Source organism: Chelatococcus sp. CO-6 (assembly GCF_001271345.1).
GTDB classification, from domain to species: domain Bacteria; phylum Pseudomonadota; class Alphaproteobacteria; order Rhizobiales; family Beijerinckiaceae; genus Chelatococcus_A; species Chelatococcus_A caeni.
Genome location: NZ_CP012398.1, coordinates 3,592,657 through 3,608,186, shown reverse-complemented (window position 1 = coordinate 3,608,186; position 15,530 = coordinate 3,592,657). Strand labels below are relative to the sequence as shown.

The following is a 15,530-nucleotide window of genomic DNA, read 5'->3' as shown; positions in this document are numbered from 1 at the left end:
CACCGTGGCGATGATGCGGCCCGGCGACAAGCTGGCGAGCTATCGCCTTCTCGCGGAAGCGCTCAGCAGGCTCGGCGAGCGGCCGTGGCAGCTCACCGTCGTCGGCGACGGCCCGGCGCGGGCCGAGGTCGAGGCGCTCTTCGCGCCCTTCGGCGAACGGGTGCGCCTTGCCGGGCGCGTGGACGATGCGGGCGCCCTCGCCCGCCTCTATGCCGGTGCCGACCTCTTCGTCTGGCCGGCCGTCAACGAGGCCTACGGCATGGTGCTGCTCGAGGCGCAGGCCGAGGGCTGCCCGGTCGTCGCGGGCGACGAAGGCGGCGTTGCGAGCGTCGTCCGCCGCGGCGAGACGGGACTTCTCACCCCGGCGCGCGATGCGGATGCCTTCGCGGCGGCGGTCGCCGGCCTCATCGAGGACGGCGCGCGGCGCGAGCGCATGGCGGCAGCGGCGCGCCGTTTCGTGCAGGGCGAGCGCTCCCTCGGCCATGCCGCCATGATCATTGCGGATGCCCTTTCCGCCATCGGAGTGCGGCCTTGAAGCGCCACGTCCTCATTGCCGTCACCCATCTCCTCGGCGCCGGGCATCTCACCCGCATGGCGGCGCTCGCCCGCGGCCTCGCCCGTGCCGGCCACCACGTCACCCTCGCCTCCGGCGGCATGCCGGCGCCGCTCGTGCGGCTCGACGGCGTCACGCTGCTGCAATTGCCGTCGCTGCGCTCGGACGGTGTCGATTTCCGCACCCTGCTCGACGCCGAGGGCAACAAGGCCTCGCCGGCCCTGATGCAGGAGCGGGCCGAGCGTCTGGCAAAGGCAGTGACGGAGGGCCGGCCCGACGTCGTCATCACCGAGCTTTTTCCCTTCGGCCGCAGGATGTTGGCGGCGGAATTCATCAGATTGATTCAAGCGGCGCGCGCCCTCAAGCCGGCGCCGCTTCTGCTCGCCTCGGTGCGCGACGTGCTGGTGGCACCGGCGCGCGCCGAGCGCATCGCAGAGGCCGAGGCGCGGCTTCTCGCGGCCTATGACGGCGTGCTCGTGCATGGCGACGAGGCCGTCCTGCCGCTCTCGGCATCCTGGCCGGTGAGCGACAGACTGCGACCGCTCCTCCATTACACCGGCTATGTCGACGAGGGCGCCGACCGCCCGCAGGCGCCCGCGACGGATGCCCTGCCGGAGGGCGATCTCATCCTCGTCTCCGGCGGCGCCAGCGCCGCGGCCATGCCGCTCTACCGCGCGGCGATCGCGGCGGCCGGCCTGCTGCCGGAGCGCCCCTTCCGCCTGCTCGTCGGCCAGGGCGTGGCCCCGGCGCTGTTCGACGAGCTTGCAATGGCCGCCCCGGCCAATTGCAGCATCGAGCGCGCCCGCCCCGACTTCAGGGCCCTGCTCGCGCGCTGCGCCGCCTCCGTCAGCCTCGCCGGCTACAATACGGTGACGGACCTCATCCGCACGCGGGCGCGGGCCGTGCTCGTCCCCTTCGAGGAAGGCAACGAAACCGAACAGCGCCAGCGGGCCGAGCACCTCGCCGCCTCCGGCATCGCCGAGCTGGTGCCGCAGGCGGCGCTCACCGGCGAGCGGCTGGCGGAGGCTATCGCCCGGGCGCTCTCGCGGCCACGGCCCCAGGCGCTCGCCGTCGCGCTCGACGGGGTCGAACGAACGACGACGATCATCGAAAGGCTCTGCGCAGGCGGGAGTCCAGCCGCTGCGCCGGGCATCGTCAGCCGTGACGAGGACCGTGACGAGAACCGTGCCTGGGCCGAACTCGACGAGGCGCTCGACGTCCTCGCGCGGACCGGGCGGCGCCTCGGCCTGTGGTGGCGCGACGATGATGCCGTCCAGCCGACGCCGGCTCTCGACAGGCTGCTCGCCCTCTCCGGGCGGGCCGGCGTGCCGGTGGCGATCGCGGCGATCCCGTCGCAGGCGGGGCACGGCCTTGCCGTGCGCCTCGCGATGGCCCCGCAGGCGAGCGTGCTGGTGCACGGCTTTGCCCATGCCAACCATGCCCCGGCCGGCGAGAAGAAGGCCGAGTTCGGGCCTCACCGCGACCTGCCGGAAATGGAGCGCGAATTGCGCAGCGGCCTCGCCATGGCGCGGGCCGTCTTCGGCGAGAAGCTGGTGCCGGTCTTCGTGCCGCCCTGGAACCGCTGCGTTCCGGCGCTCGCTCCCGCCCTCGCCCGCGCGGGCTATGCGGGCCTGTCGCTCTTCGGCGACCGGACGGCGCCGGACATGGCCGGCCTGCCGCTCGTCAACACCCATCTCGACCCCATCGACTGGCACGGCACGCGCAGCCTCGCCGAGCCGACGCGCCTGCTCGCGGGCCTTGCCAGGGCCATCCTGCGGCGTGCGGGCGGCATCGCCGATGCGGACGAGCCCATCGGCCTCCTCACCCATCACGCCGTGCACGACGAGGCCGTGTGGCGGTTCTGCGAGCGGCTTCTGGCCACCTTGCGGAACAGCGGCGCCGTCGCCCCGGTTTCAGCAATCGACATATTCGGCGACTTTGGGGGACGCCGCACGGCGCCCCTGTCCTGACGGGCCTTGCCCGCGGCTTGCATATTTCGGTCGCGCAGCCGGCTTACAGGAAGAAAGACGTTTTCACTTTGGCGCGTGGCGCTTTAGTGTTGAAACCTGCCATGCAGGGGTGGCTTCGGGAGGAGCTGCATGACGCCGGGACGGGAGCAAAGGAACCGCATACTGCTCAGTGTCCGCGATCTCGCCGTCGATTTCGCGAGTGACGGCGGCGGACGCTTTCGTGCGCTCGACGGCATCTCCTTCGACATCCCGGCCGGCAGCACCGTCGCCCTCGTCGGGGAATCCGGCTCCGGCAAGTCGGTGACCGCCCAGGCGATCATGCGCATCCTGTCCAAGAAAGGGTGCATCGCGGCGGGCAGCATCCTCCTCGACGAGCCGCAGCACGGCGCGCCCGTCGACATCGCGCAGCTCGATCCCGGGGGCGACGCGATGCGCGCCCTGCGCGGCGGGCGCATGGCCATGATCTTCCAGGAGCCGATGACCTCGCTGTCCCCCCTGCACACCGTAGGGGACCAGGTGAGCGAAGCGCTGCTGCTGCACCGCAACGTCACGCCGCAGGAGGCGCGCGCCGAGGCCGAGAACGTCTTTGCCCGCGTCGGCTTTCCCGACCCGAAGCGCACCTTCGTCACCTATCCCTTCGAGCTGTCGGGCGGCATGCGCCAGCGGGCGATGATCGCCATGGCGCTCATCTGCAAGCCCGCGCTCCTCATCGCCGACGAGCCGACGACGGCGCTCGACGTGACGACGCAGGCGCAGATCCTCGATCTCATCCGCGAATTGCAGGCCGAGACCGGCATGGCGGTGCTGATGATCACCCACGATCTCGGCGTCGTCGCCAATGTCGCCGACGAGGTGGTCGTGATGTACCGCGGCCGCATCGTCGAATCCGGCCCGCGCGACGAGCTCTTCCGCAACCCGCAGCATCCCTACCTCAAGGCGCTGATGCGCGCCGTGCCGCGCTTCGACATGGCCCCCGGCGAACGGCTGACGCCGCTGCGCGAGGTGGCGAGCGGCGACATCATCGCCTCCGCTCCCCGCATCGAGCGGCCGGCGCCGCGCGGGCCTGTGCTCGCCGTCGAGGAGGTGTCGAAGACCTTCACCCTGCGCAGCGGCTGGTTCTCGGGCGCAATGCGCAAGGTCCACGCCGTCAATCACGTCAGCCTCAAGCTGACGCCGGGCACGACGCTCGGCCTCGTCGGCGAATCCGGCTGCGGCAAGACCACGCTGTCGAAGATGATCATGCGCGCCATCGCGCCCGACGAGGGACGCGTCTTCTTCGACGACGGCGACGGCCCGCGCGACGTGCATGCGCTCGCGGGCGACGATCTCTTCGCCTATCGCCGCGCGGTGCAGTTCGTCTTCCAGGATCCGTTCTCGTCGCTCAACCCGCGCATGACGGTCTACGAGCTCCTGACGGAGCCGCTCGTCATCCACGGCATCGGCTCGCCGCAGGAGCATTTCGCCAAGGCGAAGATGCTGATCTCGCTCGTCGGCCTCGAGAAGCAGCACCTGCGGCGCTATCCGCACTCCTTCTCCGGCGGCCAGCGCCAGCGCCTCGGCATTGCGCGCGCACTGGCCCTCTCGCCGCGGGTGCTCCTGTGCGACGAGCCGGTGTCGGCGCTCGACGTCTCGGTGCAGGCGCAGATCCTCAACCTGCTCAAGGACCTGCAGGCGGCGCTCGGCCTGTCCTATCTCTTCGTCTCGCACAATCTCGCGGTCGTCGACTACATCGCCGACGACATCGCCGTGATGTGCCGCGGCCGCATCGTGGAGCAGGCGCCGAAGCAGTCGCTCTTCAGGCGTCCGCTGCATCCCTACACGCAGGCGCTCCTGGCCGCCGTGCCGAGCCCGGACCTCAACCATCCGCTCGACTTCGCCAAGCTGCGCAGCGACCGGTTCTCGCATCCTTCCGAATGGCCGGAGCCCTACCGGCTGACGGCGGACAGCCCCGGCGAGATGATGGAGGTCGAGCCCGGCCACCTCGTGCGCGTCACCGATGCAAGCGCGAGGATTGCGGCATGACGGCACTCGGGTTCCCGGCCGCTCCCCTACGCCGCGCGGTGGCGGGCCTCGCCCTCTGCCTCGCCGCGGCCATCGCCGGTCCCGGTGCGGGCGAGGCCGCGCCGGGCCTCAAGGAGACGCCGCTCTTTGAAAAGGCCGTCGAGGACGGCCGCTTGCCGCCGGTCGCGGAGCGGGTGCCGCAGGAGCCTCTGGTCGTCGACCTCGAGGCCCGCGGCCGCGTCACGGGCCAGCCGGGCGGCGCCATCACCACCTTGGCCGCCAAGGCACGCGACATCCGCTACCTGTCGGTCATCGCCTATGCCCGGCTCGTCGGCTACGACGAGGACCTCAACCTCGTGCCGGATATCCTCGCCTCCTATGAGATTGAGGACGGCCGGCGCTTCACCCTGCACCTGCGTAAGGGGCACCGGTGGTCGGACGGGCAGCCCTTCACCGCCGAGGACTTCCGCTACTGGTGGGAGGACGTGGCGCTGAACCGCTACCTCATGCCGGCCGGGCCGCCGGATTTCATGCTGGTCGACGACGAGCCGCCGACCTTCGAGGTGCTGGACGAGACCACCGTGCGCTACACGTGGTCGAAGCCCAACCCCCGCTTCCTGCCGACGCTCGCCAAGCCGCTCGACCCGCATATCTACCGGCCGGCGCATTTCCTGAAGCGCTTCCATGCGCGCTACACCGACCCGGAGACGCTCGCGCAGGCGGCCTCGCGGCAGAAGCTGAAGTCCTGGGCCGCGCTGCACAACCGCGTCGATTCCATGTCGGACTTCTCCGATCCCGAGCTGCCGACCCTCGACCCCTGGAAGGTCGACAACGCGGGGCCGACGAGCCGCTTCGTCTTCTCGCGCAACCCCTACTACCACCGCATCGACAAGGCCGGGCAGCAGCTGCCCTACGTCGACAAGGTCTATGTCGACATCGCCTCGAGCGGGCTGCTCGCCGCCAAGGCCAATGCCGGCGAGGTCGACGTCCTCGCGCGCGGCCTGACCATGGCGGACATTCCCGTGCTCAAGCAGGGCGAGAAGGCCAAGGGCTACCGCACGCTGCTGTGGCCCATCGCCCGCGGCTCCGAGGTCGTGCTCTACCCCAACCTCAATACCGCCGACCCCGTGTGGCGCGACCTGAACAGGGACGTGCGCTTCCGCCGGGCGCTCTCGCTCGGCATCGATCGGCGCACCGTCAACAATGCCCTGTTCTTCGGCCTCGGCATGGAGGGCAACAACACGGTGCGCGAGGGCTCGCACCTGTTCGAGGAGCCGTTCCGCAAGCTCTACGGCACCTACGATCCGGACGAGGCCAACCGCCTGCTCGACGAGATCGGCCTCGACCAGCGCGACGGCTCGGGCCTGCGCCTCCTGCCGGACGGGCGCCTGCTCGAGATCGTCGTCGAGGTCGAGGGCGACATGACGATGCTCGTCGACACCCTGCAGCTCATCGGCGAGTTCTGGCGCGAGATCGGGGTCAAGCTCTTCATCAAGCCGCAGGACCGGACCGTGCTGCGCAACCGCGCCTATTCCGGCCTGCCGGTGATGACCGCCGCCCCAGGTCTCGACAACGCCATCCCGACCCCCGCGATGCCACCTGGCGAGCTCGCCCCCATCAGCCAGTATCACCTGTCCTGGCCCAAGTGGGGGCAGTATGTGGAGACGCACGGCAAGGTCGGCGAAGCCTGCGACATGGACAAGCCCAAGGAGCTGCTCAGCCTCTACAAGCAGTGGCTGCACACGACCGACGCGGCCGAACAGGCCCGCATCTGGCGCGAGATGCTCGCGCTGCATGCGCAGAACCAGTGGACGATCGGCACGGTGGCGGGCGCGATCCAGCCCATCGTGCTGCGCAACGGCCTCGCCAACTTTCCGCACAAGGCGCTCTACAGCTGGGAGCCCACGGCGCTCATCGGCATCTACCGGGTCGATGAGATGTTCTGGGACCGTGCCGACCGGCGCGTGGCGGCGGCGCAATGATCGGCTTCGTCGCTCGCCGGCTGGTCACGATGGCGCTGACGCTGCTCGTCATCAGCCTTCTCATCTTCGTCATCATCAAGCTGCCGCCCGGCGACTTCCTGACCAACCAGATCGCCGAGCTGCGCGCCCAGGGCGAGGCGGCGGCCATGGCCAAGGCCGAGTTCCTGATCAAGCAATACGGCCTCGACAGGCCCGTCTGGGAGCAATACCTCGTCTGGATCGGCGTCTGGCCGGGCCCCAACGGCTTCTCCGGCCTGCTGCAGGGCGACTGGGGCTGGTCCTTCGAGTATGACCGCCCGGTCAACCAGGTCGTCGGCGACGCGCTGTGGCTGACGCTGCTCGTCAACTTCACCACCGTGATCTTCGTGCATGTGGTGGCCATCCCCATCGCCATCTATTCGGCGACGCGGCAATATTCGTTCGGCGACTACCTCGCCACCTTCGTCGGCTATATCGGCCTTGCCACGCCGAACTTCCTGCTGGCGCTCGTGCTGCTCTACTACATGAACCGCTGGTTCGGCATTTCCATCGGCGGCCTGTTCGACGCCCATTACGCCAACGAGCCGTGGAGCCTCGCCAAGGTGGGCTCGCTGCTGCAGCACCTCATCGTGCCGACCATCGTCATCGGCCTGTCCGGCACGGCGGCGATGATCCGGCGCATGCGCGCCAACCTCCTCGACGAATTGTCGAAGCAATATTACGTCACCGCCACGGCCAAGGGCCTGCCGCAGACGCGGGCGCTGCTGAAATATCCCTTCCGCATGGCCCTCAACCCCTTCATCGCCGACATCGGCAACCTCCTGCCCAACCTTGTCTCCGGCTCGGTGCTGGTGTCGCTCGTGCTCAGCCTGCCGACGGTCGGGCCGATCCTGCTCGCGGCCCTCAAGTCGCAGGACCAGTTCCTCGCCGGCTTCATCCTCATGTTCGTCGCGGTGCTCACCGTCGTGGGCATGTTGATCTCCGATCTCCTGCTCGCGTGGCTCGATCCGCGCATCCGCCTCGGACAGCGCTGAGATGACGAATGTGAGCGAAATGCCCTCCCGCCGCCGCAGTGCGCATTTCGTCGACGACGCACCCTTCGATCCCGGCGCGAGCGAGCCCGGTGGCCGCGAGGACGAGCGCTTCTTCCGCGCCTCCTCGCTGACCCTCATCTGGTGGAAGTTCCGCCGGCACAGGCTGGCCGTCATCTCGGCCTTCGTCCTCATCGCCCTCTATGCGGCCATTCCCTTCGTCGAGGTGATCGCGCCCTACGGGCAGGCGCAGCGCAACGGCGACTTCCTCTATGCGCCGCCGCAGCGGGTGCATCTCTTTCACGAGGGCTCGCTCGTCGGCCCCTTCGTCTATCCCTACAGCTTCAAGTTCAACCTCGAGACCTTCACCCGCGACTACGACATCGACACGAGCCGCCCGCAGCGGCTGCGCTTCTTCTGCTCCGGCGAGCCCTACCGCTTCTGGGGGCTGTTCGATGCGCGCTTCCATCTCGTCTGCCCGCCGGAGGGCGGCACGTTCTTCCTGCTCGGCACGGACAGGCTGGGACGCGACGTATTCTCGCGCATCGTCTACGGGGCGCGCATCTCGCTCACCATCGGCATCGTCGGCATCGCGGTGTCGTTCGCGCTCGGCCTGTTCTTCGGCGGCATTGCCGGCTATCTGGGCGGCTGGGTGGACAATGCCATCCAGCGCCTCATCGAGATCCTGCGCTCGCTGCCGGAGCTGCCCCTGTGGCTCGCGCTGTCGGCCGCCCTGCCGCCGAACTGGAGCCCGCTGCTCGTCTTCTTCGGCATCACCATCATCCTCGGCCTGCTCGACTGGCCGGGCCTTGCCCGCGCGGTGCGCTCGAAGCTGCTCGCCCTGCGCGAGGAGGATTTCGTCAAGGCGGCGGAGCTCATGGGCGCCTCGCGGGCCCGCATCATCGGCCGCCACCTCATCCCCAACTTCATGAGCCACCTGATCGCCTCGGCGACGCTGTCGATCCCCTCGATGATCCTGGGCGAGACGGCGCTGTCCTTCCTCGGCCTCGGCCTCAGGCCGCCGATCACCAGCTGGGGCGTGCTGCTCAACGAGGCGCAGAACCTTGCGGCGGTGAACCTCTACCCGTGGCTGCTGTGGCCCATCGCCCCCGTCATCATCGTCGTCCTCGCCTTCAACTTCATGGGCGACGGGCTGCGCGACGCGGCCGATCCATATCATTAAGGCGGCAGTCGGCAGTCGGCATTAGGCAGTCGCTTCGACGGATTGCCGACCGCCGATTGCCTACTGCCCCACCAGTTCCATCCGGTCCACGTCGACGAGGCCGAAGTCGCTGATCTTGAGATGCGGGATCACCGGCAGGGGCAGGAAGGCGACCTGCAGGAAGGGCTCCGGCAACGTCACGCCGAGCGCCTTGGCCGCCGCGCGCAGGGGGCCGAGGCCGGCATGCACCTCCTCGTAGGGCCGGTCGCTCATCAGGCCGGCGACCGGCAGGGGCAGCTCCGCGCGCACCGCTCCGCCCTCGACGACGACGAAGCCGCCGCGGATGGCGCCGAGCCGGTTGACGGCGAGCGCCATATCCGCGTCATCGACGCCGACGACGCAGATGTTGTGGCTGTCGTGACCGACGGAAGAGGCGATGGCGCCGCGCTGCATACCGAAACCCGAGACGAAGCCGCGGCCGATATTGTCGTTGCGCCCGTGGCGGGCGACGACCGCGACCTTGGCGATGTCGGCGGCCGGATCGGCGACAAGGGCGCCGTCGCGCTCGGGCACGGCCAGGCTCAGCCGCTGCGTGATGATCTTGCCGGGAATGACGCCGATGACCGGATGTTCGCCCGCCGCGCCGGCGATGACGAAGTCCGTCGCGGAGACCTCGCGCGCCTTCATGCTGGCAAGGCCGATCGGCGCCACCGGCTCGCGTTCCGCGAACAGCTCCGGCCGCACGAGCCGGCCACCGACGATCACGTCCGACACGCGGCATTCCTCGAGATGGTCGAGGAGGACGATGTCGGCCCGCCTGCCGGGGGCGATCATACCGCGGTCGACGAGCCCGAAGGCAGCCGCGGCCGTGAGCGAGGCCGAGCGATAGGCGGCGAGCGGCGGCACGCCGAGGGCAATGGCGCTGCGGATGAGGAAATCGATATGCCCCTCCTCCGCGATGTCGAGCGGGTTGCGGTCGTCGGTGCAGAAGGCGAGGAACGGCGAGGTCGCGAGGGTGAGCAGCGGCGCGAGCGCATGGAGGTCCTTCGACACCGAGCCCTCGCGGATGAGCACGGTCATGCCCTTGCGGATCTTCTCGAGCGCCTCCTCGGCGCTCGTCGCCTCATGCTCGGTGCGGATGCCCGCGGCGCAATAGCCGTTGAGATCCTTGCCACCGAGCAGGGGCGCATGGCCATCAATATGGCCGTTGGCGAAGGCCTGCAGCTTGGCGGTGCAGGCGGGATCGAGGGCGAGGACGCCGGGAAAGTTCATGAACTCGGCGAGCCCGATGACCTTCGGATGGGCCCAGTAGGGCAGGAGATCGTCGGCATCGAGCCGCGCACCCGAAGTCTCCAGCGCGGTCGCCGGCACGCAGCTCGACAACTGCACGAAGAGGTCCATCACCATGCGCTCGGCCGAGGCGAGGAAGAAATCGAACGCCGGGGCGCCGAGCACGTTCGCCATCTCGTGGGGGTCGCAGACCGCGCTCGTCACACCGTGCGGCAGGACGCAGCGCTCGAACTCCTGCGGCATCACGAGCGACGATTCGACATGGCAGTGGGTGTCGATGAAGCCGGGAACGGCGATGCGCCCGCCGCCCTCGATGATCTCGCGTCCGTCGTAACGGTCGTAGGTCCCGACGATCGTATCGCCGCAGAGCGCGATATCCGTCGGGACGAGATCACCCGTCACGAGATCGAGCAGCCTGACGTCGCGCACCACGACATCCGCCGCCGTGGCGCCCCTGCCCTGCGTCACCCGCTCGCTCAAGCCAGCCCGCGACATCGCACCCCCCGCTCGCCGCAATTCGTTGCCTCATCCTAGACGCGACCCTGACCGACGCAACGCCCGCCGGACGCAAAAAGGCGGCCCGCCGAAGCGGGCCGCCCGGTGCCGGCGCGTGGGATGACACGCGCCCCACCTCACCTGCGCTTACTGCGGAGGCGCGGCCGGCGGCGGCGCGGCCGGCGCCGGCGGGGCAGTCGGATCGGCCGGACGGGTGGAACCCGTGCTCATCCGATCCTGCTCGGAGCGAATGTCCGCGAGGGTCTTGAAGGCCGGGGCCTGCTCAAGCTGCTCGCGGGTGGCCGACAGCGTGATCTTCTCGACATCGCCCTCGGCGTCCTTCGTCACCTGCAGCTCCGTGAACGGAATGGCGACATTCTTCTGGCCGATGCCGAGGAAGCCGCCGACACCGATCACGGCCGCGTCGGCCTTGCCTTCCTGATCGAGCACGACGTCGTTAATCTCGCCGATGGTCTTGTCATCCATGCCGACCACGGACTTGCCCATCAGTTTCGAGACCATCCACTGGGATTCGGCCTGCGCGGTCACGAAGCCGGCCGGAGCACCCGTGGCCGGGGCGGCGGCCGATGTATCCGGCGCCTTCATCTCAGTGCCGCCCTGCATGTTCGGCGCAGTGCTCGGCGCGCTCTCAGGCGCAGCGCCAGGCGCTTGCGGCTGGGTGGCCGGGGGAGTCGGCTCGGGAGTCGCCGGAGCCGTGGTCTGGGCGACCGCCGGCACAGCCAGCAGCAGGGCTGCGGTTGCAACAGTGATACCGAACTTGGTTCGCATGACGGAATCCTCTCTTCTGCTGACCTTTCGCGGGGACACACGGTCCCTTCACGACGCGCCGCTTCGGGCGCGCGCGCTCAGGTCGGCCTGGTTCGCGTGCTTTCCGTTTTCGAACCGTGGATGCATGTTCACGCCTCGCTATCCACGTTCGCCAGATCAACCCCCGAACGGAGCCGTTGGTTCCGGCGGATCGACGAAAAGTTGTCGGAATTGCGTCCGGCGGCTGCGCTAGAGATCAAGCGGGCGCGAGGAAAGCCACCAGCCGTCGCCCCGGACGACCGCCGGATCGGAGACGGACGGCGCCCCCCGGTAGAGCGCCCGAACGGACATGAGCCTGCCGGCTGCCGAAGCCTCGGCGAGACGCGCATCGACCCCGGCGCCGCCCGGCAAGGCCGGCGGCGTGACGGTGACGCGCGCGAGCGGCGCCACGGCAAAGACGTCGCCCCGGCGCGACAGGCAGACGAGCGCGCCGCGCCCGAAGGCGTCCGTCAGCGGAAAGACGATCCGTCCGCCGTCCTTCACCGCCGCGAGCCACGCCTCGTCGGGGCCGGTTCCGGCCGCCTCGCAATAGACCGCGTCGTAGGCCGGCAACGGCTCCGCCGGCTTTTCCGTCACGCTCGCCTGCGGCCACGGCGCGAGGGCGGACCTTGCCCGCTCCGCGAGCACGCGGTCGCCCTCATGGGCGTCCACGCGGCCGGCGCCGCCCACGAGCTCGGCCATGACCGCACTGTAGTAGCCCGTGCCACAGCCGGCATGGGCGACGGCCTGGCCGGCGCCAAGGCCGAGGGCCGCGATGCCGAGGGCGTGCAGCGAGGGCTCGCCATCGTCCCTGCCGCGCACCGGATGGCACTCGATCGCGATGTCGGAATAGACGTGCCGCAGGTCGGCATCGGGCGTCATCTCGCTGCCGAACGGCGTCACGAGGCGCCAGGGGCCTGGTCCCACGAAGCGCTCGCGCGGGACCGCGGCAAAGGCGTCGCGAAGCCGCTCGTCGCTCGCGACGAGCCGCATCGTGACCTGCCGCGCGTAGCGGTGCCTCAGACGGGCGACGTCGGCCTGCACCTTGCCTCCGGTCGGTTGCGGCATCTTCTGCAATGAGGGGGCCGAGTGAGGCGCTGCTCCTAGCCCGACATTCTGACAGTCTGATGAAGCTGCCGCGCCGCGGCAAGGGCGATGCGCCCCAAAGAAAAGGCGCGGCACCGGGGCGCCGCGCCTTTCGTTCTCAGCCGCTGGCCGGGGCTCAGCGCGCCGCGACCACCATGATCTCGACCCGGTAGGCCGGGGTCGCGAGCTTGGCCTCGACGGTGGCGCGGGCCGGCGTGTTGCCCTGCGGCACCCAGGCGTCCCACACCTCGTTCATCTTGGCGAAATCGGCCATGTCGGCCAGCCAGATGTTGGCCTTGAGGATCTTGGTCTTGTCGGTGCCGGCCTTCTTCAGCGTCTCGTCGATCTGGGCGAGGATCTGGCGCGTCTGGCCGGCCGTGTCCTGCGAGGTGTCGTCCGCGACCTCGCCGGAGAGGAAGACGAGATTGCCGAAGGCCACCGCCTCGCTCATGCGCGGGCCGACGCCGATGCGTTCGATCGAAGACATGTTCACTCCTGAAGGTCAGAGAAACGGACGCCCCCGCTTACCCTGCCCGGCCCGCCGCGGGAAGCCCCCGGCGGGCGCAACGGGCCTCGTGCCGCTCACCCGCGGCCGACGAAGGGCATCTTCGTCGCCATCACGTTCATGAAGAGGACATTGGCCTCGAGCGGCAAGCTCGCCATGTGCAGCACCGCGTTGGCCACGTGGGTCACGTCCATCAGCGGCTCCTTCCTGATGGAGCCGTCCGCCTGCGGCACGCCCTCGGCCATCTTGGCGGCCATGTCGGTCGCCGCATTGCCGATGTCGATCTGCCCGCAGGCGATGTCGTACTTGCGCCCGTCGAGCGACGTCGAGCGCGTGAGGCCCGAGATCGCGTGCTTCGTCGCCGTATAGGGCGCGGAATTCGGCCGCGGCGCATAGGCCGAGATGGAACCGTTGTTGATGATGCGGCCGCCGCGCGGGCTCTGGTCCTTCATCAGCTTGAAGGCCTCCTGCGTGCACAGGAAGGGCCCGGTCAGGTTGGTGTCGACCACCGCCTTCCACTGCTCGAAGGTCAGGTCCTCGAGCGGCAGGCCCGGCGCCGAGACACCGGCGTTGTTGAACAGCACGTCGAGCCGCCCGAAGCGCTCCTTGCAGGCGGCGAAGAGCGCCTTGACGGAGGCCGGATCGGTCACATCGGTGGACACCGCGAGCGCTTGGTCGGCGGGAACACCCGCGAGGCGGATCGTCTCCTCCAGCGCCTCCTTGCGGCGGCCGGCGAGGACGACGCTGTAGCCGTCCTTCAGGAAGGCGAGCGCCACCCCTCGCCCGACGCCGGATCCCGCCCCCGTGATGAGTGCCACCTTGCCCTTCGATGCCATGCGACGTCTCCCTGTCCCCGGCCGCTCCTGCGGCGCTTGTCCGATCTGAAACGGTTTAATGGGAGGAAGACTAGCCGGTCACAGCGGCAATGTGGAGGCCGGCAGGCGGAATGCCGGCAATGTGGAGAGGGAATGCACGGCCGTGCGAGGACGGTGCCGGACGGTCGCTCCTTCTCCCCGCCTGCGAAGAGAGGGCGCCGTTTGCACCTTCACATCCGGAACACGCCGAAACGCGTTTCCTCGACCGGGGCGTTGAGGCAGGCAGAGAAGGCGAGGCCCAGCACGCGGCGCGTCTCGGAGGGCAGGATGATGCCGTCGTCCCACAGGCGCGCGGTGGCGTGGTAGGGGTTGCCCTCCTCCTCGTAGCGGTCGCGGATGGGCGCCTTGAAGGCCTCCTCCTCCTCCGCGCTCCACGTCTTGCCCTCGGCCTCGATGTTGTCGCGCCTGACGGTGGCGAGCACGCTCGCCGCCTGCTCGCCGCCCATCACCGAGATGCGGCTGTTGGGCCAGGTGAAGAGGAAGCGCGGCGAATAGGCCCGCCCGCACATGCCGTAGTTGCCGGCGCCGAAGGAGCCGCCGACGAGCACCGTGATCTTCGGCACGCGGGCGCAGGCCACCGCCGTGACGAGCTTCGCCCCGTCCTTGGCGATGCCGCCGGCCTCGTACTGCCGCCCCACCATGAAGCCGGAGATGTTCTGCAGGAAGAGCAGCGGGATGCGGCGCTGGCAGCACAATTCGATGAAATGGGCGCCCTTCAGCGCCGATTCGGAGAAAAGAATGCCGTTGTTGGCGATGATGCCGACGGGGACGCCCCAGATGCGGGCAAAGCCGGTCACCAGCGTCGTGCCGTAGAGGCGCTTGAACTCGTCGAACTCGGAACCGTCGACGAGCCGGGCGATGACCTCGCGGATGTCGTACTGCTTCTTGAGGTCGGTGGGCACGAGGCCCTCGAGCTCGGCCGGGTCGTAGACGGGCTCGGCCGGCGTCGTCAGGGCGATGTCACTCCTCTTCACCGTATTGATGTTGGCGACGATGCGACGGGCGAGCGCCAGGGCGTGCACGTCGTCGACCGCGTAGTGGTCCGCGACGCCGGACTGGCGGGCGTGCACGTCGGCCCCGCCGAGGTCTTCGGCCGAGACGACCTCGCCGGTCGCCGCCTTCACCAGCGGCGGGCCGCCAAGGAAGATGGTGCCCTGCCGGCGCACGATGATGGTCTCGTCGGACATGGCCGGCACATAGGCGCCGCCGGCCGTGCACGAGCCCATGACGACGGCGATCTGCGGGATGCCGAGCGAGGACAGCGTCGCCTGGTTGTAGAAGATGCGGCCGAAATGCTCCCGGTCGGGGAACACCTCCGTCTGGTGCGGCAGGTTGGCCCCGCCCGAATCGACCAGATAGATGCAGGGCAGCCTGTTCTCGCGCGCGATCTCCTGGGCGCGCAGGTGCTTCTTCACCGTCATCGGGTAGTAGGTGCCGCCCTTGATGGTCGAATCGTTGCACACGATCATGACCTCACGGCCCTCGACCCGGCCGATCCCCGCGATCAGCCCGGCGCCGTGGATGGCATCGCCATACATGCCGAAGGCCGCAAGCGGCGCGATCTCGAGGAAGGGCGAACCTGGATCGATGAGGCGCATGACGCGCTCGCGCGGCAGGAGCTTGCCGCGCGCCAGGTGCCGCTCGCGCGCCTTCGCCGGCCCGCCGGCCGCCACCTCGGCCCGCCGGGCGTCGAGTTCCGCCCTGAGCTCGGCCCAGGCGGCGGCATTGGCGCGAAAATCGGCGGATGTCGAATCGATCGCGCTCTCGATGGCCGGCACGCGTCCCTCCCCAACG

12 protein-coding genes are annotated in these 15,530 nt (G+C 69.5%); 6 read left to right on the top strand and 6 right to left on the bottom strand.

The genetic code is table 11. The features are described from left to right. Positions 1-13 precede the first annotated feature (13 nt). The 6 genes from AL346_RS25675 to AL346_RS16935 all read left to right on the top strand — a co-directional run bounded on the left by AL346_RS25675 (position 14) and on the right by AL346_RS16935 (position 8,699). Positions 14-535 carry a glycosyltransferase family 4 protein gene (locus tag AL346_RS25675; RefSeq protein ID WP_245303210.1) on the top strand — a complete coding sequence of 174 codons (522 nt, stop codon included), beginning with the start codon at positions 14-16 and terminating at the stop codon, positions 533-535. Beyond that, positions 532-2,523 (top strand): glycosyltransferase, encoded by a 1,992-nt coding sequence (locus tag AL346_RS16955; protein ID WP_019401416.1) that lies wholly within the window; start codon positions 532-534, stop codon positions 2,521-2,523. Before AL346_RS25675 ends, AL346_RS16955 begins: the two co-directional genes overlap by 4 nt. A 129-nt stretch (positions 2,524-2,652) precedes the next feature. Next, positions 2,653-4,545, top strand: coding sequence for an ABC transporter ATP-binding protein (locus tag AL346_RS16950; protein ID WP_019401417.1), 1,893 nt, complete (start codon positions 2,653-2,655; stop codon positions 4,543-4,545). Further along, positions 4,542-6,506, top strand: a complete 1,965-nt coding sequence (locus AL346_RS16945) for an ABC transporter substrate-binding protein (RefSeq protein WP_019401418.1) — start codon at positions 4,542-4,544, stop codon at positions 6,504-6,506. Before AL346_RS16950 ends, AL346_RS16945 begins: the two co-directional genes overlap by 4 nt. Continuing rightward, positions 6,503-7,519, top strand: coding sequence for an ABC transporter permease (locus tag AL346_RS16940; protein ID WP_019401419.1), 1,017 nt, complete (start codon positions 6,503-6,505; stop codon positions 7,517-7,519). Before AL346_RS16945 ends, AL346_RS16940 begins: the two co-directional genes overlap by 4 nt. Before the next feature lie 19 nt (positions 7,520-7,538). Continuing rightward, positions 7,539-8,699, top strand: coding sequence for an ABC transporter permease (locus AL346_RS16935; RefSeq protein WP_019401420.1), 1,161 nt, complete (start codon positions 7,539-7,541; stop codon positions 8,697-8,699). Between the two features lie 60 nt (positions 8,700-8,759). Here AL346_RS16935 and ade read toward each other — a convergent pair whose 3' ends face one another. The 6 genes from ade to AL346_RS16905 form a co-directional block, all read right to left on the bottom strand. After that, positions 8,760-10,463 (bottom strand): adenine deaminase, encoded by a 1,704-nt coding sequence (gene ade / locus AL346_RS16930; protein ID WP_019401421.1) that lies wholly within the window; start codon positions 10,461-10,463, stop codon positions 8,760-8,762. A gap of 147 nt (positions 10,464-10,610) precedes the next feature. Then, entirely contained in the window at positions 10,611-11,252 is a 642-nt protein-coding gene (locus AL346_RS16925) for a PRC-barrel domain-containing protein (RefSeq protein WP_082312555.1), read from the bottom strand. A 228-nt stretch (positions 11,253-11,480) separates the two neighbouring features. Beyond that, complete coding sequence (locus AL346_RS16920) at positions 11,481-12,314, bottom strand: protein-L-isoaspartate O-methyltransferase (RefSeq protein WP_157672222.1); 834 nt, start codon at positions 12,312-12,314, stop codon at positions 11,481-11,483. A 178-nt stretch (positions 12,315-12,492) separates the two neighbouring features. Next, positions 12,493-12,843: a RidA family protein gene (locus AL346_RS16915; RefSeq protein WP_019401424.1), complete on the bottom strand. Its 351-nt coding sequence runs from the start codon at positions 12,841-12,843 to the stop codon at positions 12,493-12,495. A gap of 95 nt (positions 12,844-12,938) precedes the next feature. Next, the gene (locus AL346_RS16910; RefSeq protein WP_019401425.1) at positions 12,939-13,697 is read right to left on the bottom strand and encodes an SDR family oxidoreductase; all 759 of its coding nucleotides are present in this window, start codon (positions 13,695-13,697) and stop codon (positions 12,939-12,941) included. Positions 13,698-13,906: 209 nt separating this feature from the next. Continuing rightward, on the bottom strand, positions 13,907-15,514 hold the full coding sequence (locus AL346_RS16905) for a carboxyl transferase domain-containing protein (RefSeq protein ID WP_053193883.1): 1,608 nt from the start codon (positions 15,512-15,514) through the stop codon (positions 13,907-13,909). Positions 15,515-15,530 lie beyond the last annotated feature (16 nt).